The 23266-nt window shown below is 65.9% G+C and carries 23 protein-coding genes; 12 read left to right on the forward strand and 11 right to left on the reverse strand.

Annotation, left to right across the window (positions count from 1 at the left end; genetic code table 11):
- Together MU553_RS11685 and MU553_RS11690 are read right to left on the reverse strand one after the other, a co-directional pair.
- Entirely contained in the window at window positions 1-207 is a 207-nt protein-coding gene (locus tag MU553_RS11685) for a hypothetical protein (RefSeq protein WP_247376648.1), read from the reverse strand.
- Window positions 208-296: 89 nt separating this feature from the next.
- A complete protein-coding gene (locus MU553_RS11690) occupies window positions 297-509 on the reverse strand; it encodes a hypothetical protein (RefSeq protein WP_247376646.1) in 213 nt (70 codons plus the stop codon).
- A gap of 83 nt (window positions 510-592) precedes the next feature.
- Here MU553_RS11690 and MU553_RS11695 point away from each other — a divergent pair, with 83 nt between their 5' ends.
- Window positions 593-1642, forward strand: a complete 1050-nt coding sequence (locus MU553_RS11695) for a CPBP family intramembrane glutamic endopeptidase (RefSeq protein ID WP_247376644.1) — start codon at window positions 593-595, stop codon at window positions 1640-1642.
- Here the strand turns inward: MU553_RS11695 and MU553_RS11700 are convergent.
- Entirely contained in the window at window positions 1630-1851 is a 222-nt protein-coding gene (locus tag MU553_RS11700) for a hypothetical protein (protein WP_247376642.1), read from the reverse strand. The genes MU553_RS11695 and MU553_RS11700 overlap by 13 nt on opposite strands.
- A gap of 83 nt (window positions 1852-1934) precedes the next feature.
- Here MU553_RS11700 and MU553_RS11705 point away from each other — a divergent pair, with 83 nt between their 5' ends.
- Window positions 1935-2987: an aldo/keto reductase gene (locus tag MU553_RS11705; RefSeq protein ID WP_247376640.1), complete on the forward strand. Its 1053-nt coding sequence runs from the start codon at window positions 1935-1937 to the stop codon at window positions 2985-2987.
- 372 nt (window positions 2988-3359) lie between these two features.
- Here MU553_RS11705 and MU553_RS11710 read toward each other — a convergent pair whose 3' ends face one another.
- Window positions 3360-3713, reverse strand: a complete 354-nt coding sequence (locus tag MU553_RS11710; protein WP_247376639.1) for a hypothetical protein — start codon at window positions 3711-3713, stop codon at window positions 3360-3362.
- A 94-nt stretch (window positions 3714-3807) separates the two neighbouring features.
- Between MU553_RS11710 and MU553_RS11715 the strand changes: the two genes are divergently transcribed.
- The 3 genes from MU553_RS11715 to MU553_RS11725 all read left to right on the forward strand — a co-directional run bounded on the left by MU553_RS11715 (window position 3808) and on the right by MU553_RS11725 (window position 6525).
- Window positions 3808-4914 carry a tRNA (guanine(26)-N(2))-dimethyltransferase gene (locus MU553_RS11715; RefSeq protein WP_247376637.1) on the forward strand — a complete coding sequence of 369 codons (1107 nt, stop codon included), beginning with the start codon at window positions 3808-3810 and terminating at the stop codon, window positions 4912-4914.
- 32 nt (window positions 4915-4946) lie between these two features.
- Window positions 4947-5180 (forward strand): hypothetical protein, encoded by a 234-nt coding sequence (locus MU553_RS11720; RefSeq protein ID WP_247376635.1) that lies wholly within the window; start codon window positions 4947-4949, stop codon window positions 5178-5180.
- A gap of 157 nt (window positions 5181-5337) precedes the next feature.
- Entirely contained in the window at window positions 5338-6525 is a 1188-nt protein-coding gene (locus MU553_RS11725; protein ID WP_247376632.1) for an RNA-guided endonuclease InsQ/TnpB family protein, read from the forward strand.
- Window positions 6526-6810: 285 nt separating this feature from the next.
- Here the strand turns inward: MU553_RS11725 and MU553_RS11730 are convergent, their stop codons facing one another.
- The gene (locus tag MU553_RS11730) at window positions 6811-7209 is read right to left on the reverse strand and encodes a hypothetical protein (protein ID WP_247376631.1); all 399 of its coding nucleotides are present in this window, start codon (window positions 7207-7209) and stop codon (window positions 6811-6813) included.
- A gap of 244 nt (window positions 7210-7453) precedes the next feature.
- On the opposite strand from MU553_RS11730, the gene MU553_RS11735 reads away from it, so the two are divergent.
- Both MU553_RS11735 and MU553_RS11740 read left to right on the forward strand, forming a co-directional pair.
- Window positions 7454-7858, forward strand: coding sequence for a hypothetical protein (locus MU553_RS11735; protein ID WP_379813773.1), 405 nt, complete (start codon window positions 7454-7456; stop codon window positions 7856-7858).
- Window positions 7855-8751: a phosphatase PAP2 family protein gene (locus MU553_RS11740; protein ID WP_247376629.1), complete on the forward strand. Its 897-nt coding sequence runs from the start codon at window positions 7855-7857 to the stop codon at window positions 8749-8751. The genes MU553_RS11735 and MU553_RS11740 overlap by 4 nt, the downstream gene beginning before the upstream one ends.
- A gap of 6 nt (window positions 8752-8757) precedes the next feature.
- On the opposite strand, the gene glnA is transcribed toward MU553_RS11740, so the two are convergent.
- Entirely contained in the window at window positions 8758-10131 is a 1374-nt protein-coding gene (gene glnA, locus MU553_RS11745) for a type I glutamate--ammonia ligase (RefSeq protein ID WP_247376627.1), read from the reverse strand.
- Between the two features lie 127 nt (window positions 10132-10258).
- Here glnA and lrp point away from each other — a divergent pair, with 127 nt between their 5' ends.
- The gene (gene lrp, locus MU553_RS11750) at window positions 10259-10714 is read left to right on the forward strand and encodes an HTH-type transcriptional regulator Lrp (RefSeq protein WP_247376626.1); all 456 of its coding nucleotides are present in this window, start codon (window positions 10259-10261) and stop codon (window positions 10712-10714) included.
- 110 nt (window positions 10715-10824) lie between these two features.
- On the opposite strand, the gene MU553_RS11755 is transcribed toward lrp, so the two are convergent.
- Genes MU553_RS11755 through MU553_RS11765 form a run of 3 tightly spaced genes read right to left on the reverse strand, consistent with a single transcriptional unit; the run spans window position 10825 to window position 15735 of the window.
- Window positions 10825-11661 (reverse strand): universal stress protein, encoded by an 837-nt coding sequence (locus MU553_RS11755; RefSeq protein WP_247376624.1) that lies wholly within the window; start codon window positions 11659-11661, stop codon window positions 10825-10827.
- 2 nt (window positions 11662-11663) lie between these two features.
- Window positions 11664-14024 carry an efflux RND transporter permease subunit gene (locus MU553_RS11760; RefSeq protein WP_247376623.1) on the reverse strand — a complete coding sequence of 787 codons (2361 nt, stop codon included), beginning with the start codon at window positions 14022-14024 and terminating at the stop codon, window positions 11664-11666.
- A gap of 1 nt (window position 14025) precedes the next feature.
- Window positions 14026-15735, reverse strand: coding sequence for a COG1361 S-layer family protein (locus tag MU553_RS11765; RefSeq protein WP_247376620.1), 1710 nt, complete (start codon window positions 15733-15735; stop codon window positions 14026-14028).
- Window positions 15736-16011: 276 nt separating this feature from the next.
- On the opposite strand from MU553_RS11765, the gene MU553_RS11770 reads away from it, so the two are divergent.
- From MU553_RS11770 to MU553_RS11780, 3 genes are all read left to right on the forward strand, one after another.
- Entirely contained in the window at window positions 16012-16647 is a 636-nt protein-coding gene (locus MU553_RS11770; protein WP_247376618.1) for a TetR/AcrR family transcriptional regulator, read from the forward strand.
- Window positions 16644-18119 carry an MATE family efflux transporter gene (locus MU553_RS11775; protein WP_247376617.1) on the forward strand — a complete coding sequence of 492 codons (1476 nt, stop codon included), beginning with the start codon at window positions 16644-16646 and terminating at the stop codon, window positions 18117-18119. Before MU553_RS11770 ends, MU553_RS11775 begins: the two co-directional genes overlap by 4 nt.
- Window positions 18120-18415: 296 nt before the next feature.
- Window positions 18416-19006: a hypothetical protein gene (locus tag MU553_RS11780; protein WP_247376616.1), complete on the forward strand. Its 591-nt coding sequence runs from the start codon at window positions 18416-18418 to the stop codon at window positions 19004-19006.
- Window positions 19007-19033: 27 nt separating this feature from the next.
- Here MU553_RS11780 and MU553_RS11785 read toward each other — a convergent pair whose 3' ends face one another.
- Window positions 19034-19981, reverse strand: coding sequence for an AEC family transporter (locus tag MU553_RS11785; RefSeq protein WP_247376614.1), 948 nt, complete (start codon window positions 19979-19981; stop codon window positions 19034-19036).
- Between the two features lie 127 nt (window positions 19982-20108).
- Here MU553_RS11785 and MU553_RS11790 point away from each other — a divergent pair, with 127 nt between their 5' ends.
- On the forward strand, window positions 20109-21698 hold the full coding sequence (locus MU553_RS11790) for a serine/threonine protein kinase (RefSeq protein ID WP_247376613.1): 1590 nt from the start codon (window positions 20109-20111) through the stop codon (window positions 21696-21698).
- Between the two features lie 107 nt (window positions 21699-21805).
- Here the strand turns inward: MU553_RS11790 and MU553_RS11795 are convergent, their stop codons facing one another.
- Complete coding sequence (locus MU553_RS11795) at window positions 21806-23107, reverse strand: aryl-sulfate sulfotransferase (RefSeq protein WP_247376611.1); 1302 nt, start codon at window positions 23105-23107, stop codon at window positions 21806-21808.
- Between the last annotated feature and the right edge of the window lie 159 nt (window positions 23108-23266).

A 23266-nucleotide genomic window follows, 5' to 3' on the forward strand; every position in this document is an offset into this window, starting at 1 on the left:
CTATCCGTCGGCCAGCGGTTCCTCGGAGATACTACCGTCGGCGTAGGTGAGGGCAACAAGCGCGATGACGGCCGTCGGAACGAGCGCGAAGACGAACAGCAACGGTCCGGCCATTTCTGAGAGGAAGAGAACGGTCACTGCGAGGCCGAGCATGGCCGAACAGAGGACGATCAACGCGTCGAGGCGACGACGGTGAGCGGGGTGCATATCGGCGATACGTTGTGTCGGTAAAATAAACCATGCACAGAAGAGTACGAACAGCAGCCACGACTGCCGTTCAGGCCGGAGTAGAAACGTCAGAGCTCGGATTCAGCTGGCTCGGTCGTCTCCCAGAGGACGGAGAACTGCACATACCAGTCGGCAGCCTTCGCGATACCCACGGTAAACACGAGCCATCCCACGAGAAAGAACACGGCATCGCGATACAGGGCTGAACTCACGAGGTACGCGAGGATCGCTGCGCAGATGACGATCAGGGCGTCGAGCCGACGACGGAGGGCAGGGTCCATGAGACAAACGACAACGCAGTGACTCGAATTCTTTTCGGAACCCGACACCGGACTTTACCCACCAGCGGGGCAAACGAACGAGTATGCGTACCGACGAGGACGTCGAGACGAGCGGCGAAACCGGACGGAGTTCGGCAGCGTCCACGCTGCAACGGGTGTTCATAAATTCGACCGAACGCCGCCCCCGCATGCCCTGGCGACTCGCGCTCGGACTGGTCGGCTTCGGCGTCGTCCTGTTTCTCGTGGGGCTGGCGTCGACCCTGCTCCCTGAACCCGGCCAGTTCGGCGGCCCGTACCTCCCCGCGCTGTACGGCACGCTCCTGTATCTCGTACTCACCGCTGTGCTGCTGGCCGCCCTCCTCGGACTCAGTTACGTCATCGACAGACGGCACCTCACCGATCTGGGCCTTCGGCTCGACGGCCAGTGGTGGCGCGACTGCGCGTTCGGCCTCGCGCTCGGCGTCGTCCTCCCGACGGCGGTGTTCCTGGTCGAACTCGCCTTCGGGTGGCTCACCGTGACGGGCCTGTTCCGAACCAGCGAGAGCGCGCTGCTCGGGTTCGGATCGGCCCCGCCGTGGTTCGCCGTCCTGCTCGTCGTCCTGTTTTTCGTCGGCGTCAGCGTCTTCGAGGAGTTGATCGTGCGCGGCTATCTCCTGACGAACATCGCGGAGGGGCTGGCCGGGTTCTGGCGGATCGGGACCCGCGCTGCCATGGTCATCGCGACGCTGGTGACCGCCGGTATCTTCGGCGTCCTCCACGCGTCGAATCCCAACGCCACCGCCCTCTCGGTGGTCAACATCACGCTCTTTGGCATCCTGCTTGGGCTGGGTTACGTGCTGACCGATCGCCTGGGGGTGCCGGTGGGGATGCACCTCACCTGGAACGCCACCGTGGGCGCGGTGTACGGGTTCCCGGTCAGCGGGATCACGGTCGGCGTGACCGTCATGGAGACGGAGACGACGGGTCCCGAACTGTTCACGGGCGGTGCGTTCGGGCCGGAGGGCGGCCTCGTCGCGCTGCTGGCACTCGTCCTCGGGCTGGCGCTGCTCTGGTGGTGGGTCCGCCGGGCGTACGGCGACGTGGCGCTCCGGGACGCCGTGGCGACGCCGACGCTGCGCGATCAGTCGTCCTGAGCAGACGCGTCGGCGGACTCGCCGTCCGTCGGCTGCCCCGAAAACTGGACGAGTGCGCCGGCACCGATTCCGAGGACGAACGCGGCGCTGCCGACCAGCAGGAAGCCGTTGGCTCCCCAAGTGAGGAGTGCGATCGCCAGGAGCGCACCGAGGATCGCACCGAGCAGCGTGACGACGAGATCCAGTCGGCGCGCGAGGGCGTCGTTCATACGCTGGCGTGCGCGTGGGAGGGATACAAAAGTTTCCAGCGCGGACCGTGTTCGCTAAGTGGCCTGCGTCCCAAGCGGCGGACATGAACTACCGCGAACTCGGTTCGTCGGGTATCGAGGTCTCAGAAGTCGGCTTCGGTGCCTGGGTCGTCGGCACGGACTGGTGGGGCGACCGCTCCCGCGACCAGGCGATCGACATGGTCCAGCACGCCCTCGAACAGGACATCAACTTCTTCGACACCGGCGACGTGTACGGCCACGGCGACTCCGAGGAACTCATCGGCGAGGCCTTAGACGAGTACCGCGACGAGGCGGTCGTCTCGACGAAGGTCGGCTACGACTTCTACAACAACCCCCAGGCCGGCCACGGCGAACTCCCCAAGCGCGTCGATCCCGAGTGGATCCGCACCGCGCTCGACCGCTCGCTCGAGAGGTTGGAGATGGACTACGTGGACATGCTGATGCTCCACAACGCCAACGTCGACGAGGTCACCCCCGACGTGCTCGAAACCCTGGACGAACTCCAGGAAGAGGGGAAAGTCGAGGCCATCGGCTGGGCGCTCGGCCCCTCGATCGGCTGGCTCGCCGAGGCCACCCAGTCCGTCGAAGACGAGTTCGACGCGGTCCAGCTCGTCTGGAACATGTTCGAGCAGGTGCCCGGCCGCCACGCCATCGAGGAGGTCCGCCGCCTCGACGCCGACACCTCCGTCCTGCCGCGCGTGCCACACTCGTCCGGACTGCTGAACGAGCAGGTCACGCCCGACACGGAACTCGGCGAAGGCGACCACCGCGCGCACCGTCCCCAGGAGTGGTACGAGACCGGCTGGGAGAAAGTCGAGAACGTCCGCTTCCTCGAACGCGACGGCGAGCGCACGATGGGCCAGGCTGCCATCCAGTACCTCCTTTCGTTCGACGAGGTCGCGACCGTCACGCCCACGTTCCGCACCACCGACGACATCGACGAGTGGGCCGGGGCACCCGACACGCCCGCGCTCTCCGAGGACGAACAGGAGCGCGTCGAGGAGCTCTACGAGGACAACTTCGGCATCGACCGCGACGACGGGATGGACGCGCTCCGCTCGTCCGTCGGCGGCGCTGACCTCGAAGACACCGGCATGAAATCCGCCGGCGACTGACGCCACCTGTCGACTTCGTTTTTGGGTAGCCAGTCCAGCCGACGCGACGGCTCCAGGAGTCAGTCACGACCAGCGGAAACTGGGGAAGAAGACGCCCCGACACCCACCGCACTGGCCCGGGAGGCCCGAATCGTGAGCACCAGGGCGCCCGTGTCACCATTTTGACGGGAAGATGATAAAGGGGACAGACCGTTCAGTTCGTTCAGTCCGTTCACCGACGCGCCGTCCGCCCTTTCACCGCCCGGGCAGTGTTTTCACGCTCTGCAACGACCAGTATGGTCCCGATTCCGCCGTGAGGTGACGGCCGTCTGTCGGGGAGATTTCCCACGAGGGTACTATCCGAGCGTTCCGATCACCGATGGGAAGACGCAGTCACAGGAACTCGCGGACGTCCGAATACCACATGTCGTGGTGGTCGGCGGCGTCGATCGCCTCGGCGATCTTGACCGCGATGGTGTGCCAGCAGAGTTGGGTGGGGTCGTCGGCGTCCAGGTTGTACTCGGCGTCGGCGCAGTTACAGGAGCCGTTCTCGACGATGTACTCGTCGTCGTAGCCGACGACCACGGTGAAATCGCGGTACTGCTTGACCCGGCGCTCGGCGACGGCGTCGATCGCTTGCGTGCCGCGCTCGCCGTGTAGCGAGATGATGCGATCGACGGCCTCGGGCGTGAGTTCGCCGGCGGCTTCGAGGGTCGCTACCCACTCCTCGACCGGGGTCACGAACATGTCGTTCGAGTAGGAGTGAGAAAAGGAGTTCGGTGCACACGGCACAGCGAACCGAGAGCGTACGGCTTAACGCACCGGGGATGCGAGAGGAGGTATGCTCGTCGAGGAGGGGAACGTCGAAGTCGATGTCCCGAGCGAGGCGACCGACGGGAAAGAGGACGGGGTGTTCTACAACCCCGAGATGGAACTCAACCGGGACGTGACGATCGCGACGCTGCGCGCCTACCGGGACGGCGACCACGGCCCGGCCGACTCGTATCTCGACGCGACGGCGGCCAGCGGCGTCCGCGGCGTGCGCGCCGCCGCCGACGGCTGGGACGTGACCACCTGTGACATCGATCCCGACGCCGTCGCGCTGGCCGAGGAGAACTTCGCGCGGAACGACCTCGCCGGCGACGTTCGCCACCAGGACGCGAACGTCCGCATGCACCAGCAGCGCTACGACGTGGTCGACGTCGACCCGTTCGGGACGCCGGTCCCCTTCGTCGAGGCCGCCAGTCGGGGGACACGCGGACTGCTCTGTGTCACCGCCACCGACACCGCGCCGCTGTGTGGCGCTCACTTCATGAGCGGCGTCCGCAAGTACGGTGCCGTCCCCCGGAACACCGAGTACCACGCCGAGATGGGGCTGCGCGTTCTCCTCTCGTCGCTCGTCCGCACGGCCGGACGCTTCGACGTGGCCGCTCGGCCGGTGTTGAGCCACGTCACCGACCACTACGCCCGGACCTACCTCAGCGTCTCGGAGGGCGCGAAGGCCGCCAACGACCTGTTCGACGAGTTGGGCTACGTCGACCACTGCCAGCACTGTCTGTTCCGGCGGGCCGACCGCGGCCTCATCGCCGACCCCATGGACGAGTGTCCGCACTGCGGCCACCACCTCCAGACCGCCGGGCCGCTGTGGCTCGGCCCGGCCCACGACGCCGCGTTCGTCGACGCAGTTCGCGAGCACGTCACCGAGGAGATGGGGACCGCCGACCGTGCGCGGGACCTGCTCGCGACCATCAGCGACGAACTCCACCGCCCGATGCACTACGACCAGCATCGGCTCTACAAGCGGTGGAACGAGTCTGCAATCGGCATGGACGAGTTCCTGGAACGGTTGCGGGACGCAGGATTCGAGGCCTCGCGGACCCACTACGGGGGGACGACGTTCAAGACGACCGCCGACGTCGCGGAGATCGCCGACGCAGTGCGGGAGTAACGAACAGGGAGAACGAAAGTAGAGACAGTCCAATGGTGGAGATCGTCGTTCCGTGGTTCCTCGCCATCCCGCTCGCCGCGTTCGGAGCGGTGTGGATCTATCGCGATGCCAGCAAGCGGAACATGGACACTGCGGATATGTGGGCCGTCGGATTCTTCATCGGGTTCTTCTTTCCACCCATTATCGGTGCCGTGCTGGTTTACGCCTATTATCTGCAAAAGCGGAACCGCGGTGGTGGGTCCGCAGACGGTGTCTCGACTCGATAAGTCCCCGTTTACAGAGATACAAGGAGAAAGCCCACGACTTCAGTCGTGGGATGAATCCGCCGCTCCGACAATCAAGCCACTCTCGATAGCAGCCAAACGGTTGGTGGAAGCACAGCTTTAAGCTAGTTCAAGCCGATAATCAGCATACAGCGAACCGATGCTTCGAGAGGTCACGACCACTGTTCGCATCCGGCTCCATTCACTCACTCAACGCAAAGAGTCCCTTCTCTCACGGGAATACAGTACGTTTCAGACTGCTGTTCAGGATGCTACCAGTGATGTGAACCTCTATTCTGCCACAAGTCAACAGGCAGACAAGGTTCGCTCGAACAAGAATCCACGAACAGACACCATGCAACCAGTCGTTCTCCGTAATGACTGCATCACCATCGAACACGACGAAGATACGGTTCTGTCCGACTGGTGGTTCAAAGTTCCCGTCTATGACCCCGACCGAGGGCAGGGGAACAGTATCTGGTGTCCAGCAATTGTCCCCGACAAAGATGAATCGCTGATGCGAGATGAGTATCTCAGTGATTCCGAACTTGTCTACAAAAACGGTGACTGGTACGTCCACCTCGTCTGTACACGGTCTGTGACCGTCAACGAGGAATACAATGACGTACTTGCCGTCGATATGGGTGCGAAGTGGATCGCTGTCAGTACCTTCTTGTCTGACCGCGATGCTGAGTTCCACGGCAAGCGTGTTCGTGACGTTCGAGAACACTACAAGCAACTCCGCAAGTCCATCGGGAACGCGAAAGTCAGACAGGGCGCTCAGGTCATCCAACGCCTTGGAGACAAAGAATCTCGAACCGTCGAAGACGCGCTCCACAAGACAGCAAACGAGATCGTCGCTCGTGCCAGAAAGCGCAACGCCGTGATCGTCTTTGGAGACATGACGGGCATTCGTTTCGACAGCGACGAAGGCCGGTACGTGAACGACAAGACCCACAAGATGCCGTTTGCGAAGATGGCGAATTTCCTCACGTACAAAGCCCATCTTGATGGACGAGAGTGTCTCCCTATCGAGGAATACGACACGTCTGTAACGTGCTGGCGATGTGGCTCACAGAACACGAACCGCGAGGTTCAGGGACGCATTGAGTGCCACAGCTGCGGTCTGGACGATAGTGCAGACAAGAACGGTGCTTCAAATATCGGTCAACGAGCCGTCGGTAAGGATATTGAAAGCCCGCTATCGACGGCGGGGGCTGTCGTGGCTCAGCCCGAAACGCAGATCAGACTCGAAGGACTCGACGATGAGATAGAATCTGCGAACTCCCCAGATGACGTGGGCCTAACCTTCAGTGAAGGAAGCCCACGAGTTCACTCGTGGGAGTAGTCACATTGTGGCTAGCGCCCGTCCGAGAGCCCGTGACCGTACTCAAGAGTTGCCCCATCTGCGGGTCGGATGGCCCGTTTACCGGCTCAAAGGAAACTGGCTGTGCGAGTCCTGTGCAGATCGCGCGCCAGACGCGCTCGCACAGACGCTGTCGCAGTAGTTCTAGAAAGCATCCGCGAGCGCCGGCGGCGCGAGCGGTTCACGCGCCCGGAGGGCGCGCCTTTTTTGGTCCAGATTTTTTCGGCGAGCGGTGCGCTTCGCGCACCCGAGCCGAAAAAAGGTGGTCTACCAGCCTTCTTCCTGGATCTCGCGGCCGATCTGGATCGTGACGGTGAGGACGTAGTGGACGATGCGGTAGACGGGGCGCAAGAGCAGGTTGAACACGCCGATGAGGCCGACGACGCCGCCGAGCGACTGGAGTTCACCGGGTGACGCGCCGATGACGAGCCCGGCGGCCGACACGATGGCGGCGATGGTCGGGCCGAGCCAGAGGCCGGAGAGATACGCGTTGTAGTCCTCGCTGAACTGCCAGGCGTAAAACAGGGTAAAGGCGAGCACGATCATCCCGACGACGACGCCCGGGGTGGCCGGCAGCCCCAGGAAACCAAGCGGAATGAGCAGGACGGCCGCGAGGATGAACACGGCCGAAATCCGGAGGATACCCCGCTCGTATTTCTCGTCCATACAACAGTATCCCACGGCGGCCCCTAATGTGTTTTCGGTGTCGGACAATTGTCGAGTCGAGTTGACGTGACGGTGGCCGGACAGCCCACGGATACTTGGGGCCGAGCACCCAAGACGACCCGTGTCACGAACCGCCGTGGTCGGGGGCGTCCCGACCCCCGGGTGGGCTGACCGGAAGATCGCAGGCGACTCCAACCGGCAACTACAACAGGAATGGCAACGATATACTTGGCAACAACCGAGTATGACCGACGAGCAAGGGGGGTCGCCGGACCCGACGGCCGGGAACCGAGACGTCACCGAGGAGCTTGCCGAACTCCGCGCGGACATGGAGGAGTTCGAGGAGGAAATCGAGGATCGAACAGTCCACCGTGACGAACTCGAAAGCGAGCTGAAACGCTACGTCCGCGGGCGCGTCCGACGGGGCCACGCCACCGGGTGGGGACCGTACCTGGTCCTGTTGTACGGGACGGTGATGACCCTGGGGGCGTTCTACTTCCTGAGCGGCGGCTGGGCCATCCTCGCGATGGTCGTCATCTGGCTCTCGACGCTCGGGCTCTACACGCTGATGGTCCTCGTGGGGATCGGCGTCACGGCCGCAGGCGTGCCCGGTCGCCTGCGTGATTTCGTCCACGACGTCCGGCAATGAGTCACGGCACCGGCGTGATCTCCGTCGTCCAGGACGTTCTGGGGCCGCTCGTCCCCGTTTTCGCGCTCGTCACCCAACTGGGCGACGTCTGGTTTCTCTTGCTGTTGCTCTCGACGCTGTTCCTCGCCGACGGACGGGTGCCCGGGTTCCACGACCGCATCGATCGGTGCGCCGTCGCCTACGTCGTCGCACTCGCGATCGGCGGCCTCGCGCTCACCGTTGGACTGAAACTCCTGATCGCGTATCCGCGCCCGCCGGCTGGGGCGGTCAACGGCGGGTGGCTTCCCGGGCCTTTGTTCGACCTTTACGTCGGCGTGACGGCCGCCGAGGGGTACGGCTTTCCCAGTGGGCACGCGTTCGGCGCCACGGTGGTGTACGGTGGCCTCGCGCTCGTCTACGGTGACTCGGTCTCGCGACGACGACTGCTCGGTGCGGGCGTCCTCGCCGGGATCGTGGGCTTTTCCCGCGTCGCCATCGGCGTCCACCACCTGCTCTCAGTCCTGGGCGGGTTCGGGCTGGGCGTGGCGTACCTGGCGCTCGCGACGAAGGCGACGGACAACGGGCGGCAGGTCGGGATCGCCTTCCTGCTGGCCGTCCTCGCCGGCGTCTTCGCGCTGTTCGCCGGCGGCTACGAGCGCGACCCGGTCATCGCGCTCGGGATGGCGCTGGGCGGCCGCCTCACCTGGCAGGTGGCCGGCGACCGCATCGCAGCCGCGTCGCTCTCGGCGCGGGAGCGCGGGCTGCTCGTCGTGGGCGGTCTGACCGTGATCGGCGGGCTGTTCGTCGGGATGGAGGTCCTCGAACCGGCGTTACCGATCACCTTCCTGCTGTCGGCTGCCATCGTCGCGACGCTGCTGGTGCTCCCGGTCGTGGCGGACGAAAGAAAGCGGTAGTCGAAGTCAGAACGTCTCGAGGTAGCGGTCGAGTTCCCACTCGGAGACGTCGACGAGGTACTCCTTGTACTCCTGGCGCTTGGCTTCGACGAACTTCTCGCCGATGTGCTCGCCCAGCGCGTTGTAGATGTCCTCGTCTGCTTCGAGGGCGTCGACGGCCTCGCCGAGGTTCTCCGGCAGCGTGTCGATGCCGTACTCGGCGCGTTTCTCCTCGTCGAAGTCGTAGATGTTCTCCCGAACGGGGTCGGGCGACTCGATGCCCTTCTCGATACCGTCGAGACCGGCGTGGATCATGACGGCGAGCGCGAGGTAGGGGTTACACGACGGGTCTGGCGAGCGCAGCTCGACGCGGGAGGCGGCCGGGATGCGCGCGGCCGGCTTGCGGATGAGCGCCGAGCGGTTGCGGTCGGACCAGGCGACGTAGACGGGCGCCTCGTAGCCCGGCACCAGGCGCTTGTATGAGTTCACGGTCGGGTTGCAGATGGCCGTGATGGCCGGAGCGTGGTCGAGCATCCCGCCGAGGAACTGCTTTGCCGTCTCGCTCAGGTTGAACTCGTCGTCCTCGTCGTGGAACGCGTTCTCGCCGTCCTCGGTGAACAGCGAGAGGTGCGTGTGCATGCCCGAGCCGTTGATCTTCGGGATCGGCTTGGGCATGAACGTCGCGTGCAGGTCGTGCTCTGCGGCGATGGCGCGGACGACCGTCCGGAAGGTCCCGACGTTGTCGGCGGTCGTGAGCGCGTCGTCGTACTCGAAGTTAATCTCGTGCTGGCCCTGGGCGACCTCGTGGTGGCTGGCCTCGATCTCGAAGCCCATGTCCTCCAGGCCGTAGATGATGTCACGGCGCACGTCGGAGGCGAGGTCCTTCGGCGCGAGGTCGAAGTAACCGCCGGCGTCGTTCGTCTTGGTCGTGGCGCGGCCGTCTTCGTCTTCCTCGAACAGGAAGAACTCCGGCTCGGGGGCGGCGTTGACCTGATACCCCATGTCCTCGGCGCGCTGGATGGCCTGCTTCAGCACGTAGCGGGGGTCGCCCTCGAAGGGCTCGCCGGTCGAGGTGTTGATGACGTCACAGATGAGGCGTGCACTGGCGTGTTCCTCCGAGTTCTTCCACGGGAGGACGGAGAACGTGTTGGCGTCGGGGACGAGGCGCATGTCCGACTCCTGAATGCGAACGAAGCCCTCGATAGAAGAACCGTCGAAGTAGATACCCTCGGCGAACGCCTTTTCGGCCTGCTCCGCCGGAATAGAGACGTTCTTCACGGTGCCGAGAATATCAGTGAACTGCAACCGCAGGAAATCGACGTTTTTCTCCTCGATTTCGTCGAGGACCTCCTGTGCCTCCGCAGTGAGACCGCCGTCAGCTTTTACGTTCGGGTTTGTCATCTTTCTCGTCACCGGAAAGCTATACCCCAAATATAAAAACCCTATTGATTTGCGCAAAGCTCACGACTCGCTCCGAGGAATTGGATATTCGTAAAATTCTAATGCCCCCAGCGAGTTTGTGAACGTAATGACGTACGAAAATCTCGACCGGAAGTTAGTAAATGCCCTGCTCGGCGACGGACGCGCCAGTCTTCGAAGTCTCGCCGAGGACCTCGACGTCTCGGTCACGACCGTCTCGAACCACCTCAAAGACCTCGAAGAACAGGGGATCATCAACGGGTACACCCCCAAGCTGGATTACGACGCGCTCGGCTACGACGTGACCGCGGTCGTCCAGCTCAAAGTCGAGGGATCGGCGCTCCCCGAGGTCACGGAGAGCCTCAAACAGCACAAACAGATGATCTCGGTGTACGAGGTCACCGGTGACTACGACATCATCGCCATCGGCAAGTTCACCGACACCGACGGGATGAACAACCAGATCAAAGAACTGCTCGTCGACCCGCAGATCAAAGAGTCCAACACCAGCGTCGTCCTCAACGCCGCCAGCGAACACGAACAGTTCGACCTCGACGTGGAGTAACGCGCCCCGCGCGGTGCGCTCTTTTCCGACCGCCAGCCCCGCCAGCGCCGTGAGTGCCGTCGATGGCGCGAGCGACGGGGCGGCCGAAGTCACCCCGACACTGGCCAGACTCACTGCTCGGGGGCGGCGTCGTCGGTGTGGACGGCGAGGACGGGGTGCGTCGTCGTTCGAATCGTCCGCTCCGTCACGCTTCCCAGAACGCGTCGCGAGAGGCCCGTGCGGCCGTGCGTCCCCATCACCACGAGATCGACGTCGGCGTCGGTGGCGTACGAGTCGATGACGGCACTCGGCGCCCCGCTCGCGATCTCGGTCACCGGTTCGCGACCGGTCGTCTCGACGATGCGGTCCCTGGCGTCGGCGACGGCGGCGCGCCCGTGGTCGGCGTCGCCGGCGTGCAGGACGTGGGGCGTGGCGTCGAAGGCGTCTGCGAGCGCGATCGCGTGTTCGAGGGCAGCGTCCGCGTACTCGCTCCCGTCCGTCGGGACGAGCACGTCGTCGTAGGCGACCGACTGACACTCCCCGTGGACGGTGAGTACCGGTGCGGTGACGGTCCTGACCGTCCGCTCGGTGACGCTGCCGAGGAGGTGACGCCAGGGACCGGTCCGGCCGTGCGTCCCCATCACCACGAGGTCGATGCCGTGTGCCTCGACGAACTCGGTGATGATCTCGTGGGGCGTTCCCTGCCGCGTGTGCTGTTCGACGTCGACCGAGGGGTCGATGTCGGCGATGGCGGCCGTGGCCTCGCTGGCGCGGTCGAAGAACGTCTCGCGCTCGCGGTCGACGAGGTCGGAGACGTCACCGACGCTGCCGCTCGCGTATTCCATCGGGTCGACGACCGAGAGCGCGTGGACGGTCGCCCCGAAGGCGTCCGCCACCGTCATCGCGTGTGCGGCCGCCCCGCGTGCGCAGTCACTGCCGTCCGTCGGAACGAGGATGTTGTCGTACATTGCTAATCACTTCCCATCGAGTCGGTCGGCGCGGTCGGCTGTGCGTTCGCCTTCCCACCGGCCAGCCCGGTGACGGTCAGCGCCGCGGGCAACACGACGAAGGCCGTCAGGAGCGAGAAACCGATGGCGAGCACGGTGGTCTTGCCGAAGTTCGCGAGCACCGGGAACCGGGAGACCATGAGCACGCCGAACCCGAAGATCGTGGTGAAGCTCGACCCGATGATCGGCCGGGAGAGCTTGGCCACGGCGGTCGCGGCGGCGGTACGCGGCGAGAGCCCGCGCTCGTGGACCTCCTGTTCGTACCGCTCGAAGATGTGGATCCCGTAGTCCACGCCGATGCCCAGCGTCAGCGACGACATCGTGATCGTGAGCGGGTTCCACGGGATGCCGAACAGGTACATCGCGCCCGTCACGAGCAGCGCCGCGCTCCCGGCGACGCTGGCGATCAGCGTGACCGAGATCCGCCAGGACAGGAACGCGAACGTCAGGAACAGCAGGCCCAGCGAGAACGACAGCAGCGTCATCGGCGTGAGGCCGGCGGTGACGTTCTCGATGACGTTCCGGTTGAGGACCGGCTTCCCGGTGATCCGGACGTCGGCCGACGCCGGCAGCGCGGTCTCGGCGGTCTGCTCGTGTTGGGTGATGAGCGTCCGGACGGCCGGTCCCTCGATGTCGTCGGTGTACACGGACAGCACGACCCGGTTCGGGTGGCGCTCCGAGAGCGTGAGTCCCGAGTCGTCGGGTTCCTCGACGCGGTCGAGGAGGCGATCGAACTCCTGTTGACTGTCCGGGGCGGTGCCGCCGCTGGCGGCGCTGACCTGCGTGACCGGACTCTGTATCGTGTTGACTCGGTCGTTCTCCAGCATGAGCCGCTGGTAAGTCGCGAGGTCGCGGAACATCGCCGGCGTGTACGCCTGGTCGCTCTCGACGATGACGTAGATGACGTTGGGGCTGTCGACGGTGTCCGAGAGCCGTTCCATGTCGTTTTTCGCGTCCAGCTCCTGGGGCCAGAAGTCCATCATCTCCTGTTTGGGCTCGACCTGGGGATACGCGTACGCGCCCCCGGAGACGAGCAACACGGCGAGCAGCAGCGTCACGAACGGCCGACCGCCGGAGAAGCCGGTCGTGAAGCGGTAGACGGCCTGTTCGAGCCAGTCGCCGGAGTCGCCGTCGTCGACGGACCCCACCGTGCCGTGGTCGTCGCGGTCGTACCGGACCAGCAACGCGGGCAGGAGCGTCACGGACAGCGCCATCGCCGCGAGCACGGCGATCGCGCTGACGACGCCGAACTGCCGGACGGGCGGGACCGCCGACACCAGCAGCGAGCCGAGGCCGACGACCGTCGTCCCCATCGCGATGAGGAGCGCGCGACCGGTCGTTCGGGTGGCCATCCCGGCGGCCGCGACGGGGTCGCTGCCGGCGCGGCGCTCTTCGATGTACCGGGAGTGGATCTGGAGGGTGTAGTCGATCCCCAGCCCGAGCGCGATCGGCATCACGCCGAGCATGATGGCGTTGAAGTCGTAACCCAGCACGCCCATCGCGCCCATCATGTACAGCAGCGCGGACATCGCGGTCATCAGCGGGAGCAGCACGTGCCAGCCGCGCTCGGCCTTCTGCCGCATCACGAGGTAGACGACGCCGAAGATGAGCGCGAACGCGCCCGCGAACAGCGTGATCATCTCGGGGAGCATCAGCCCGAACGCGGCGTTCTCGAACACCGGTTGACCGGTGATCGTCACGGACAGCCCCGGGGGCGTCCTGGCGAGGTCCGTCTCGGCCTGGAGTTCGGTGTAGACGATGTCGGCGCCCCGCTGCGGGAGGAAGTTCCCGCGGTCGAACGTCTGGACCTCGCCGTAGCCGACCAGCAGCACCGTCGTCCCCTGTTCGGGGACGAGCTGGTCGAGTTGCGCGGCCGCCGTGGGGCTGGACTCGCGGACGCGATCGAGCGAGCGACGGACGCCGGCCTCGGTGTCGGGAATCTCGCCGCCGTTCCCGCGGCGGACGAGGTCGGCGAACGACGTCACCTGCCGGACGGAGTCGACGTTGTCAGCGTACCTGCGATCGAGGCGGTCGATCGCGCGCACCGTTTCGGGGTCGTACAGCCGGTCGGACTCGACGACGACGAAGACGTTGTTTCCGGTGTCGAACTCGTCTTTGAGCGTCTCCCAGTTGTGGATCGTCCGGGAGTCGTCGTCGACGTACAGCGTCATCCCCATGCTCATCTGGACGCCCGACAGCCCGATGCCGAGCGAGAGGAGCGCCGTCACGGCGACGACCGCGAACACCTGCCGCTGGTTCTCCGCGGCGTACCGGCCAGTCGACTCGAGCGCGTCACGGACGCGCCGTCCGAACTCGGTCGGCATCTTACCTGATCCGGGACAGCAGGTCGGTTCTGTAGGCGATGCCGAACATCAGCGCGAGCGGCAGGAGGGCAACGAGCGCGCCGGCCCCGCCGGCGAAGCCGGTGATCGCGCCGACGGTGAACCCGCCGCTGGACTCGGCGACGGTGACCGGCGCGGACTGGACGTCCGTGACGACGGTTTCGCCGAACTGGTTGTCGTACTTGACGCTCATGTCGAGCGTGTAGGACTTGGGGGTCGCAGCGCCGTCGGTGCTAACCGTAAAGGAAACCGTCGTCGTCTCGTTCGGTTCGAGCGTGCCGACGTACGCGGTGTCGTCGTCGGTCTCGAACGGCGAGTTCGTGTTGATGCGTGCGACTGCGTCAGTGAAGGTGCCGCCGCCCGTGTTCCGGATCGTGTACGTGAGGGTGGTGGTCGATCCGGCCTCGGTCTCGGCGACGTCGGTCACGGTGAAGTCCGTCTCCGGCCCCACGGCGACGTCGACGGACTCGTCGTCGTCCGCGACGCGGTTCCCGTAGCTGTCCTGGTGGACGACGGTGACCGGAACCGAGTAGGTCTCGGGCAGCGCCTGGTCGGCCACTTCGAGCCGGTACGTCGCAGTCGTCGATTCACCGGGAGCCAGATCGCCGAGGCTGACGCTGTTGGAAACCGGCGAGAACGGTCCCGTCGACGCGATCTTCGCGCGAGCGTTCGTTGCCGTGCGGTCACCGGTGTTCGTCACCTCGACAGCGACCGCACCCGTCGACCCGACGTACAGCGCCTCGCTCCGGGCCGAGAGCTCGTACGCCGGACCGTTCCCGATCTTGACTCGGCCAGTTTCGACGTCGGACTGCCGGGCGCGGCCGTTCTCGTCCTTGTAGCTCAGTTGGAAGTCAGTCGCGTACTGTCCCGGCGTGTCCGCGTCAGCGACCGCGGCCTGGAAGGAGGCCGTCGCGGTCTCGCCCGGCTGGAGCGTGCCGAGGCCGACGCCGTTCGTCCGCGGCTGCACGTACTCGGTTCCGACCATGTTCAGCGTTGCGTCGCGGGCCGCTTCGGTCCCGCTGTTCTGAACGGTCACCTCGATCCGGCCGTTGGCCTGTTCGTAGAGCCCGTTGCCGGTGGCCTCCTGGATCGACAGCTGTGCGGTCTCTTCGATCTCGACGGTGATCGTCTTCTCGACCGTCACCGTCTCCCGGTCGATGGCGTAGTCGTCGACGGCGGTGACGACCGTGTCCCCCTGATCGTTGACCCACGCGTCGACGTTGTCGACGTACGTGTAGTTCATCGTCACCGGAACCTGGTACGTCCCGGGCGCTGCGTCCTCGTCGACTTCGACCGTGACGCTGGTCATCTGCTTCCCGCGCGGCCGGATGTCACCGACGTTCCGGCGCCCCGTCTTGATCTCGATCGGTGCTTCGCCGGCGTGGAACTCGACGGTCGTCCCGCCGGCAGACCCAAGTCGGATCCCCTGGGTCTGGATCACCGACTGGAGGTCTCTGACGTCACCGGTGAGTTCGATCGACTGGTCGGGTTGGTTCTGCAACGCGATGGGCAACGTCGTCGTCTCCCCCGGTTCGAGCGTGTTGTCGGCCTCGATCGTCGGCGTCACGACCGGCTCCGACACGTCGTCGTACCCGTACGCAGCCGCCGGAACCGTCCACGCCGCTGCCCCGACGAGCAACATCACTGTGATGATCGCCACCTTGCCGAACTCTGCGGTGAGTCTGTTTTGCATCTTGTTCGCAATATTGTGGATAGTATACTTAAGTGTAATGGAACCAGAACACATCTAATCGGTATTTAGAGGTTTGAATTTATGGATTGGCTCATTCTGCCGAGGCCTCGAGTTAATAGAATTGTCCAAGCCATCCAATACACCACCCGGGGTACCGGTTATCGACCCCGACCGGCGTCGGCTTGCCCCACGTGCGGTTCGGAATAGCACACCAGTCGCGCATCCAGTTCCGAACGCTTTTGACTGACCAGTCAGTTAGTTACTTCCATCCCCTCCATGTCTGACGACGTTTCTACCGAGATCATGACGGCGACGTACCGTGCCCTCTGCGAGCACGGGTACGCCGAGTTGACGATGCAGGACATCGCAGACGAGACGGACAAGAGCAAAGCGTCGCTGCACTACCACTACGACAGCAAGCACGACCTGCTCGTGGCGTTTCTCGACTATCTCTTCGAGGAGTTCACCGACCGCGTGTCCGACCCGGCCGGCGAGACGCCCGCCGAGCGCCTCGACGCGTTCGTCGAGAGCGTGCTCTCGCCGCCGACCGAGGACGACGACGAGCGCGTGGCGTTCAAAACGGCGATTCTCGAACTGAAGGCCCAGGCACCCTACGACGACGACATCCGCGAGCGGCTGGAAGCGTTCGACGCGTTCGTCTTCGAGCGCGTCCGCGAGTACATCACAGCCGGCATCGAGGCCGGCGAGTTCCGCACGGTCGACCCCGCTGACACTGCCCGGTTCATCGTGACCACGCTGGACGGCGCACAGACCAAGCAGGTCGCCGTCGGCCAGGACATCGACTGCACCCGGCGGATGCTCCGTGCGTACGTCGACACGCACCTCGTGTCCGAGGACTGTGCTGGTGAGAACGGTCGACTCGACGGCCCAACGGAGGTGACGCCGGAATGAGCGTCCGCGAGCGTCTCGGCAGTCTGTTCAAGGGCCAGGAGGAACTGGACCTGACGAGCGGCGAGATCGCCAAACCGCTCTTTTTCCTCTCCTTTCCCATCATCATCACGAACCTGTTGCAGGTGATGTACAACCTGGCCGACACCTTCTGGCTGGGGCAGTTCGACTCGCCGCAGCCGCTGGCGGCGATCACCTTCGGGTTCCCGCTCGTGTTCCTGCTCATCTCCCTGGGGATGGGACTCGCGGTGGCGGGCAGCGTGCTCGTCGCGCAGTTCACCGGCGCGGACGAGCCTCGGAAGGCAGAGTACGCCGCCTCCCAGACGGTGACGTTCGCGTTCCTCGCGTCGGCGCTGCTGGGCGTCCTCGGCTACTTCGCCGTCGAGGAGTTTCTCGCACTGCTGGGCGCGAAAGGACGGGTGCTCCTGTTGGCGACCGAGTACATGGAAGTCGTCGCGCTGGGGCTGCCGTTCATGTTCGGCTTCTTCGTGTTCATCTCGCTGATGCGCGGGGCCGGCGACACCATCACGCCGATGCTGGTGATGTTCGGCACCGTCGTGTTGAACATCGCGCTGGACCCGTTCCTCATCTTCGGCTGGGGGCCGTTCCCAGCGCTGGGCGTGCAGGGCGCAGCAGTCGCCACCGTCTTCTCGCGCGGGCTCGCGATGGTCGTCGGGATGGCGATCATGCTCGCCGGAACCAGAGGCGTCCGCATCCGACCGGGCGAGATGGTGCCGGACCTCGAATACGTCCAGCGCCTGCTCCGCATCGGCGTGCCGGCGTCCGTCGAAGGGACCGGCCGCGCGCTGTCGGTCAACGCCCTGCTCTTTATCGTCGCGACGTTCTCGGTGACCGTCGAGGCGGCGTTCGGCGTCGGCGTCCGCGTGTTCTCGCTGATCTTCATGCCCGCCATCGCCGTCGACCGCGGCGTCGAGACGATGACCGGCCAGAACATCGGGGCCGGGAAACCCGACCGCGCCGCCGCCGCGAATCACTTCGCGGCGAAGGCCTCGTTCGCGATTCTCGCGCTTCTCGGCGTCGTCATCTTCGCGGCCGCGCCCGCGGTCATGGACCTGTTCACCGACGAGCCCGGCGTGATCCGCGAGGGCGCGACGTTCCTCCGATGGGTCGCGCCGACCTTCGGGTTCATCGGCGTCGTCCGCGCCTACTCCGGCGGCTTCCGCGGGGCCGGGAAGACGCTGACCGCCGCCGCCGTCTCGATCACGATGCTGGCGGTCATCCGCCTGCCTGTCGCGTGGTTCGCCTCGCGCGGCCTCGCGCCCGAGGGCTACTGGTTCCTCTCGACGCCCAGTCCGACGGGGATCTGGATGGCCTTCGCGGTGTCGAACGTCGCCGCGGCCGTCATCGCGTTCCTCTGGTTCGAGCGCGGCACCTGGCGGAAGGCAGACCTCACCGAAGAGGACGTGGGTTCCGGGGCGGAGGACGTCGGTGAGGCGAGTCCGACCGACGACTGAGCGGTGAGGCTGCGAGTCGAACCGCGGGAGGCGGGAGCAGACCGACGACTGAGCGGTGAGGCTTCGAGCCGAACCGCGGGAGACGGGAGCAGACCGACGACTGAGCGGTGAGGCTGCGAGTCGAACCGCGGGAGGCGGGAGCAGACCGACGACTGAGCGGCGGCTCGAAAGACGCAGTCTTTCGGTGGTCCCGTAAGCGAAGCGATCGGGTTTCCCCAGTAGTCACGCCGTCCCAGGGACAAACGATGATTTCAGTCTACGAAGCCGTTTAGTCAGTGAGCCGACCTGTGTTCGGTATGTCTCGCAAGCCAGTCGGTGACGACGGCTCGACGGCACGGTGGCGACAGGCAGACAGTACGCGACGGCTGACGCGCCGTCGAGTGCTCACGGGAGGGAGTGCCGTCGTCGGCAGTGCAGTAGCTGGCTGCAGCGGCCTCCCCGGTGGCGAATCGACCGACGATCTGCGATTCACCAGCCTGCACCAGACCGCCGTGTTCGTCGCCGACGGCGTCGACCTGGCGGTTCCAGAGGAGATTCCGACCGTGAGCGCCGCGAACAACGCAGATCTCGTCGTCGTCCCCGACGACACCGACGTCGGTGCAAAGCAGGCCGTCGACTGGCTCGCCGACGAGCGCGTGATCGCGGTCGTCGGCGACGATGCCGAGGCCACGTGGCACGGCTGGGCCCGAAGCGACGAGTTCGAGGACGCGTTTCGCAGAGACGGGTTCAGCGACAGCGAACCCGACCCGTCCTTGCTCGTCGGGGCTGCAATCGGTCTCGACGTCACGACCTACCGCCACTCCTGGACGGACGGACCGCGCGACCGGGACGTCCTCCGCGCGCTCGACGAGGACCTGAGCGACATCGAATCCAGGACCCCACAGTGAGGTGCCCGTTCGGTCCCCGGACGGAACTCACAGGAGCGCCCCGGACTGGAGGACGGCGATCAGCGCCGTCAGCGTCACCAGACTCCCGAGTGTGCTGACGAGGATGGTCGTGCTCACGTAATCAGCCGCGGAGAACTCCCGGGCGCCGTCGCCGAACTCGATCGTGAGCATGAGCGGCGTCACCGCGGCCGGCATGGCACACTCCAGGACGAACACGCGGCCGACGGTCCCGGTGAGACCGACGCCGAGGGCGACACCGAGTGCCACGATTGGCGCGACGAGCAGTTTGAGAACCGTCGCCGGCGCGACGCGCCGGACCGTCGCGCCCCCGACCGGTCCCGCGAGCTGGATGCCGAGCATCAGCAACATCACGGGGATCGCCGCCTCGCCGGTGAGCCTGATCGTCTCCATGGCAGCCGTGTCAGTCGGCGGCGCGAGATCGAACGCGCGAACCACCCCGGCTGCGACGACGGCGTAGACGAGCGGGAGGCGGAACACCTTCCCGAGGGCGCCGCGCATCGACGCGGCCTGCCCGCGGGAGGCGACGTAGACGCCGACGGTGTACATCAGGACAGACTGGACGGCGATGTACAGCACGGCAGTGCTGCGGCCGAGCGCGCCGAAGGCGAACGCGGAGAGGGGAATCCCGTAGTTGCCGGCGTTCGAGAAGGTGCTCGTGAGCACGAACGCGCCCAGGATCGGTTCCCGTTCGCCGAGGAAGCGCCCGGCGCCCTCCGCAATGGCGACGATCGCGACCGTGAAGGCCACGACGCCGCCGAACAGGCGAGCGACCGTCGACCCGGAGATCGGCGTGGTCAGCAGGCTGTAGAAGACGAGCGCCGGCGCGAGGACGAAGATGGTCACCGTCGAGAGCGGTTCGACGTTGACGTCGCGGACCGAGCCGAGAACGTAGCCGACGCCGGCCACGGCGACGACCGGGAGAACAGCCGAAGTCAGCACTGAGAGCAGCGACACGGTCGCAGCCAGACCGGCGCGCGAGTCAACGGTTTCGATACGCGCCGGGACACGTCAACCAGTCGTCACGACCGTCACACGCGTGTCTGACCAACGTTGATGTAGCGAGACGTACAGTATTGAGACGATGGGCACGAACGCGCGCAGTCCGGACGACGAGAGTTCGCGACCGTGGACGGACCCGCGCTCCGTGCTGCGGACGCTACTTTCGACGCCCGACGAGCAGCCGGACCTCGCGGACGCCGACCTGCGCCGGTCGCTCGTCGCCGGGCTCGCCGACGAGGACCCGACGATCCGGTTTTCCAGCACCTGGGCGATCAGACTCCTCGCGCGCGACCAGCCCAACGCACTGCCCGGCCTCGTCGGCTACCTCGTCGCCAACCGCGACGCGAGCGACGACGTTCGCAACGTCCTCGTCGTCCTCCTCGACCGATATCCCGACCTCGTCCGTCCGGTACTCACCGAGCGCGACGTCGACCCGGACGCCCTCTCGGCGGACCACGACGGTGCGCTGGCCCTCCCGGCCGGAGACGACGACAACGACGACGCGGTCGTCTTTCGCGAGGACCACGACGGGAAGACGATCATCCCGACGTACGGAAGCAGCGCCGACTTTCTGACGACGGCGCTCGACGGCAACCGACAGCTCGTCGAGACCCCCGGCGAGGTCCCGACGGTCATCGAACGAGCGATGGACGACGCGTCGACCACCGGTGGCGGTGACCCCGACCGACGCGACGCGGACCAGGAGAGCGAGGACCAGACCGACGATGCGGCGCCAGACCCCACTGACCGCGCGGCCCCATGGTCCGCCACGCAGCAAAAGCGAGCCGACATCGAACACATCGAGGGGTCGGACCTCTTCGAGACGATCCGATCGCAGTGCCGCTTCGACGACTTGGAGGTCGTGTTACCCCGCGACGGCAGGCGCTACGCCGACACCGTCCGCGCGCGAGCGCGCACCGGCTCCGAGGAGTCGGGAATCGCCCTCCGGCTCCTCGACCGACCGGACAGCGACGCGGACGACGGCGATTACGCCGCGACCGTCGGTGAGCAACTCGCTCGCTGGCAGGGAGCGTCCGCGATCGAGGGCGTCGTCACGGTCCACGACTGGGCAGCGGACCCGCGACCCTGGCTCGCCACCGAGCCGGTCGAGGAACCGATTTCCGAGTGGACTCCGCCGAGCGTCGCCGCGCGACTCCGCTGTGGACTGCACCTGGCCGAGAGCGTCGCCGACTGCCACCGTCAGGGCGTCGTCCACGCCGGCATCGACCCCGGGAACGTCGTCAGGTCCGGCGACGCGCTCACCGTGGCGTGGCGCCCCAAACTCGACAACGTCGGTCTCCTGTTCGCGCTCCGCGAGTACTTCGACCTCGGCGAGTACCTCGACTTGCGGTACGCTGCGCCCGAGTACTTCGACGCTCGCTACGGGAGCATCGACCACTCGACGGACGTCTACCAGCTCGGCACCGTGCTCTACCGGCTGTTCACCGACCGTGCTCCCTTCGAGGGCGGCGAGTCCGAGGTCCATGAACAGGTGCTGACCGCCGAGCCCCCGGCACCGACCGAGGTGAATCCGGCGCTCCCAGACGCTGTCGACGACGTGATCTGGAAAGCGACGGCGAAGCGAAAGCTCGTCCGCTACGAGACCGCCACGCAGCTCCGGGCAGATCTCAAACGGAGCTGTGAGGAAGCAGGCGTCGACATCGACATCTGAGCAGCGAAAAAGCAGCGGGGAGGGGAACCAGCGGCCTCAGTTACCGGATGTCATGTCGCCGTGACGAGACTCCCAGATCGCCATGGCGTTAGGCTCGTCGTTGCCACCTACGAGGACCGGTACCAGCGGACCGCTTCCCCGACGCCGAGCAGGGCGACGGCCACGCCCGAGACGACGAGCAGGAACGCGTCGAACGGCGTCACCCACAGCGGGAGCGAGTACAGCAGCCCGTGCAGCACGACCGGCGGGACGAGTCGCGGAAGCCGTGCGAACGTGGCGGTCCAGCCGACCCCGACCCCGCCGGACTCCAGGCCGAGCGCCGCGGCGCTGGACCCGTTCGCGCTCTCGTCACCCGTTTCGAGGATTTCCACGTCGTAGACGCCGTCCGGGAAGTCACGGCTCCACGAGACGGAGCCGTTCCGGTTCACGGTGAGGATGCGCGATCCGTGCGAATCCGCGATCAGCGTCCGCCCGTCGGGCAGCCGGTCAGCGTCCCGCGGCCAGCTCAGCCGCGAGTCCGCCCACCGCCAGGACCGCTGCCACTCTCCGTCCTCGCGCTGGTACTCGACGATGCGGTTGTTCTCGCTGTCAGCGACCACGACCGCCGGACCGCCCCGGGCTTCGGGGATGTAATCGGGATTGTGCTGTTCGTAGAGGATCTCGTGGTCGCCGTCCGCGCCCAGCGTCCAGTTCTCCTGGAGCCCCGCCCCAGGGTCGACGAACACGACCTGGTCCTGGTTGCGCAAGTCGACCATGACGCGGCCGTCGGGGAGATACTCCACGTCGTTCAGATGGGTCCAGTCGCCGGGGTAGCTCCCGCCGCTCTCGGGCGCGTAGTCTTCCGAGACCCGCCACTCCCAGATGGTCTCGTCGGTGGTGGTGTTCACCATGAAGACGCTGTCCGGGTAGTTGATGTTCGCGAACAGCAGCACCGACTCGTTGATGCGGTCGACGTCGTGATCGTCCGAGGAGCCGTTCTCCGTGTCGACGATCGTGTGCAGGCGCGTCGTCTCGTCGGTCGTCAGGTTCACCCGCTCGACGACGTCGACCGAGCAGGTCTCGCCGGCACAGGCGTCGCTCTCGTTGTGATACGTGGCGACGTACTCGACCGTATCCGACCCCGTCGGCGCGGGGTCCACGTCGTGGTAGATGCCGTACGTCTCGTTGTGGTACATGACCGAGCCGTTGGGGTGGTAGGCGACGATCTGGCCCGGTCCGGTGGCGTCGATGGTCGCGACGAGCGTCCCGCCGACGCCGGGTGCCGACCCCTGGGTTGCGGCCGTGTCGTAGGTCGCGAACGACGCGGCGACCGACAGACCGGTCACCACGACGAGCAGAGCGACAGCGAGCCGAAGAGTCGACATCCGCGTGGAGGGACGGAGTGCGTTCGGCAGCGGAGAGCGAGTCATCCTATCTGGAACGCACCTTGCGTGCGGGAAAAACCCTCCGAGAACTGACGGAAACGGAGAGCGGTCGCTCCTCGGACAGCGCGTCGATAAAAGTGTAGTCGGTCAGCGAGCGGTGCAGTGGGATGACGGAGTGGCGTAGTAAAGTGGCTTAGACGGCCG

Source organism: Halorientalis brevis (assembly GCF_023077655.1).

Coding starts and splice junctions, on each gene's coding strand:
- MU553_RS11695 (WP_247376644.1), top strand. CDS start 593: ATGCGTACCGACGAGGACGTCGAGACGAGCGGCGAAACCGGACGGAGT.
- MU553_RS11765 (WP_247376620.1), bottom strand. CDS start 15,735: ATGCAAAACAGACTCACCGCAGAGTTCGGCAAGGTGGCGATCATCACA.
- MU553_RS11730 (WP_247376631.1), bottom strand. CDS start 7,209: ATGGACGAGAAATACGAGCGGGGTATCCTCCGGATTTCGGCCGTGTTC.
- MU553_RS11790 (WP_247376613.1), top strand. CDS start 20,109: ATGGGCACGAACGCGCGCAGTCCGGACGACGAGAGTTCGCGACCGTGG.
- lrp (WP_247376626.1), top strand. CDS start 10,259: ATGACGTACGAAAATCTCGACCGGAAGTTAGTAAATGCCCTGCTCGGC.
- MU553_RS11710 (WP_247376639.1), bottom strand. CDS start 3,713: ATGTTCGTGACCCCGGTCGAGGAGTGGGTAGCGACCCTCGAAGCCGCC.
- MU553_RS11700 (WP_247376642.1), bottom strand. CDS start 1,851: ATGAACGACGCCCTCGCGCGCCGACTGGATCTCGTCGTCACGCTGCTC.
- MU553_RS11760 (WP_247376623.1), bottom strand. CDS start 14,024: ATGCCGACCGAGTTCGGACGGCGCGTCCGTGACGCGCTCGAGTCGACT.
- MU553_RS11770 (WP_247376618.1), top strand. CDS start 16,012: ATGTCTGACGACGTTTCTACCGAGATCATGACGGCGACGTACCGTGCC.
- MU553_RS11740 (WP_247376629.1), top strand. CDS start 7,855: ATGAGTCACGGCACCGGCGTGATCTCCGTCGTCCAGGACGTTCTGGGG.
- MU553_RS11720 (WP_247376635.1), top strand. CDS start 4,947: ATGGTGGAGATCGTCGTTCCGTGGTTCCTCGCCATCCCGCTCGCCGCG.
- MU553_RS11690 (WP_247376646.1), bottom strand. CDS start 509: ATGGACCCTGCCCTCCGTCGTCGGCTCGACGCCCTGATCGTCATCTGC.
- MU553_RS11705 (WP_247376640.1), top strand. CDS start 1,935: ATGAACTACCGCGAACTCGGTTCGTCGGGTATCGAGGTCTCAGAAGTC.
- glnA (WP_247376627.1), bottom strand. CDS start 10,131: ATGACAAACCCGAACGTAAAAGCTGACGGCGGTCTCACTGCGGAGGCA.
- MU553_RS11735 (WP_379813773.1), top strand. CDS start 7,454: ATGACCGACGAGCAAGGGGGGTCGCCGGACCCGACGGCCGGGAACCGA.
- MU553_RS11755 (WP_247376624.1), bottom strand. CDS start 11,661: ATGTACGACAACATCCTCGTTCCGACGGACGGCAGTGACTGCGCACGC.
- MU553_RS11725 (WP_247376632.1), top strand. CDS start 5,338: ATGCTTCGAGAGGTCACGACCACTGTTCGCATCCGGCTCCATTCACTC.
- MU553_RS11780 (WP_247376616.1), top strand. CDS start 18,416: ATGTCTCGCAAGCCAGTCGGTGACGACGGCTCGACGGCACGGTGGCGA.
- MU553_RS11685 (WP_247376648.1), bottom strand. CDS start 207: ATGCACCCCGCTCACCGTCGTCGCCTCGACGCGTTGATCGTCCTCTGT.
- MU553_RS11775 (WP_247376617.1), top strand. CDS start 16,644: ATGAGCGTCCGCGAGCGTCTCGGCAGTCTGTTCAAGGGCCAGGAGGAA.
- MU553_RS11715 (WP_247376637.1), top strand. CDS start 3,808: ATGCTCGTCGAGGAGGGGAACGTCGAAGTCGATGTCCCGAGCGAGGCG.
- MU553_RS11795 (WP_247376611.1), bottom strand. CDS start 23,107: ATGACTCGCTCTCCGCTGCCGAACGCACTCCGTCCCTCCACGCGGATG.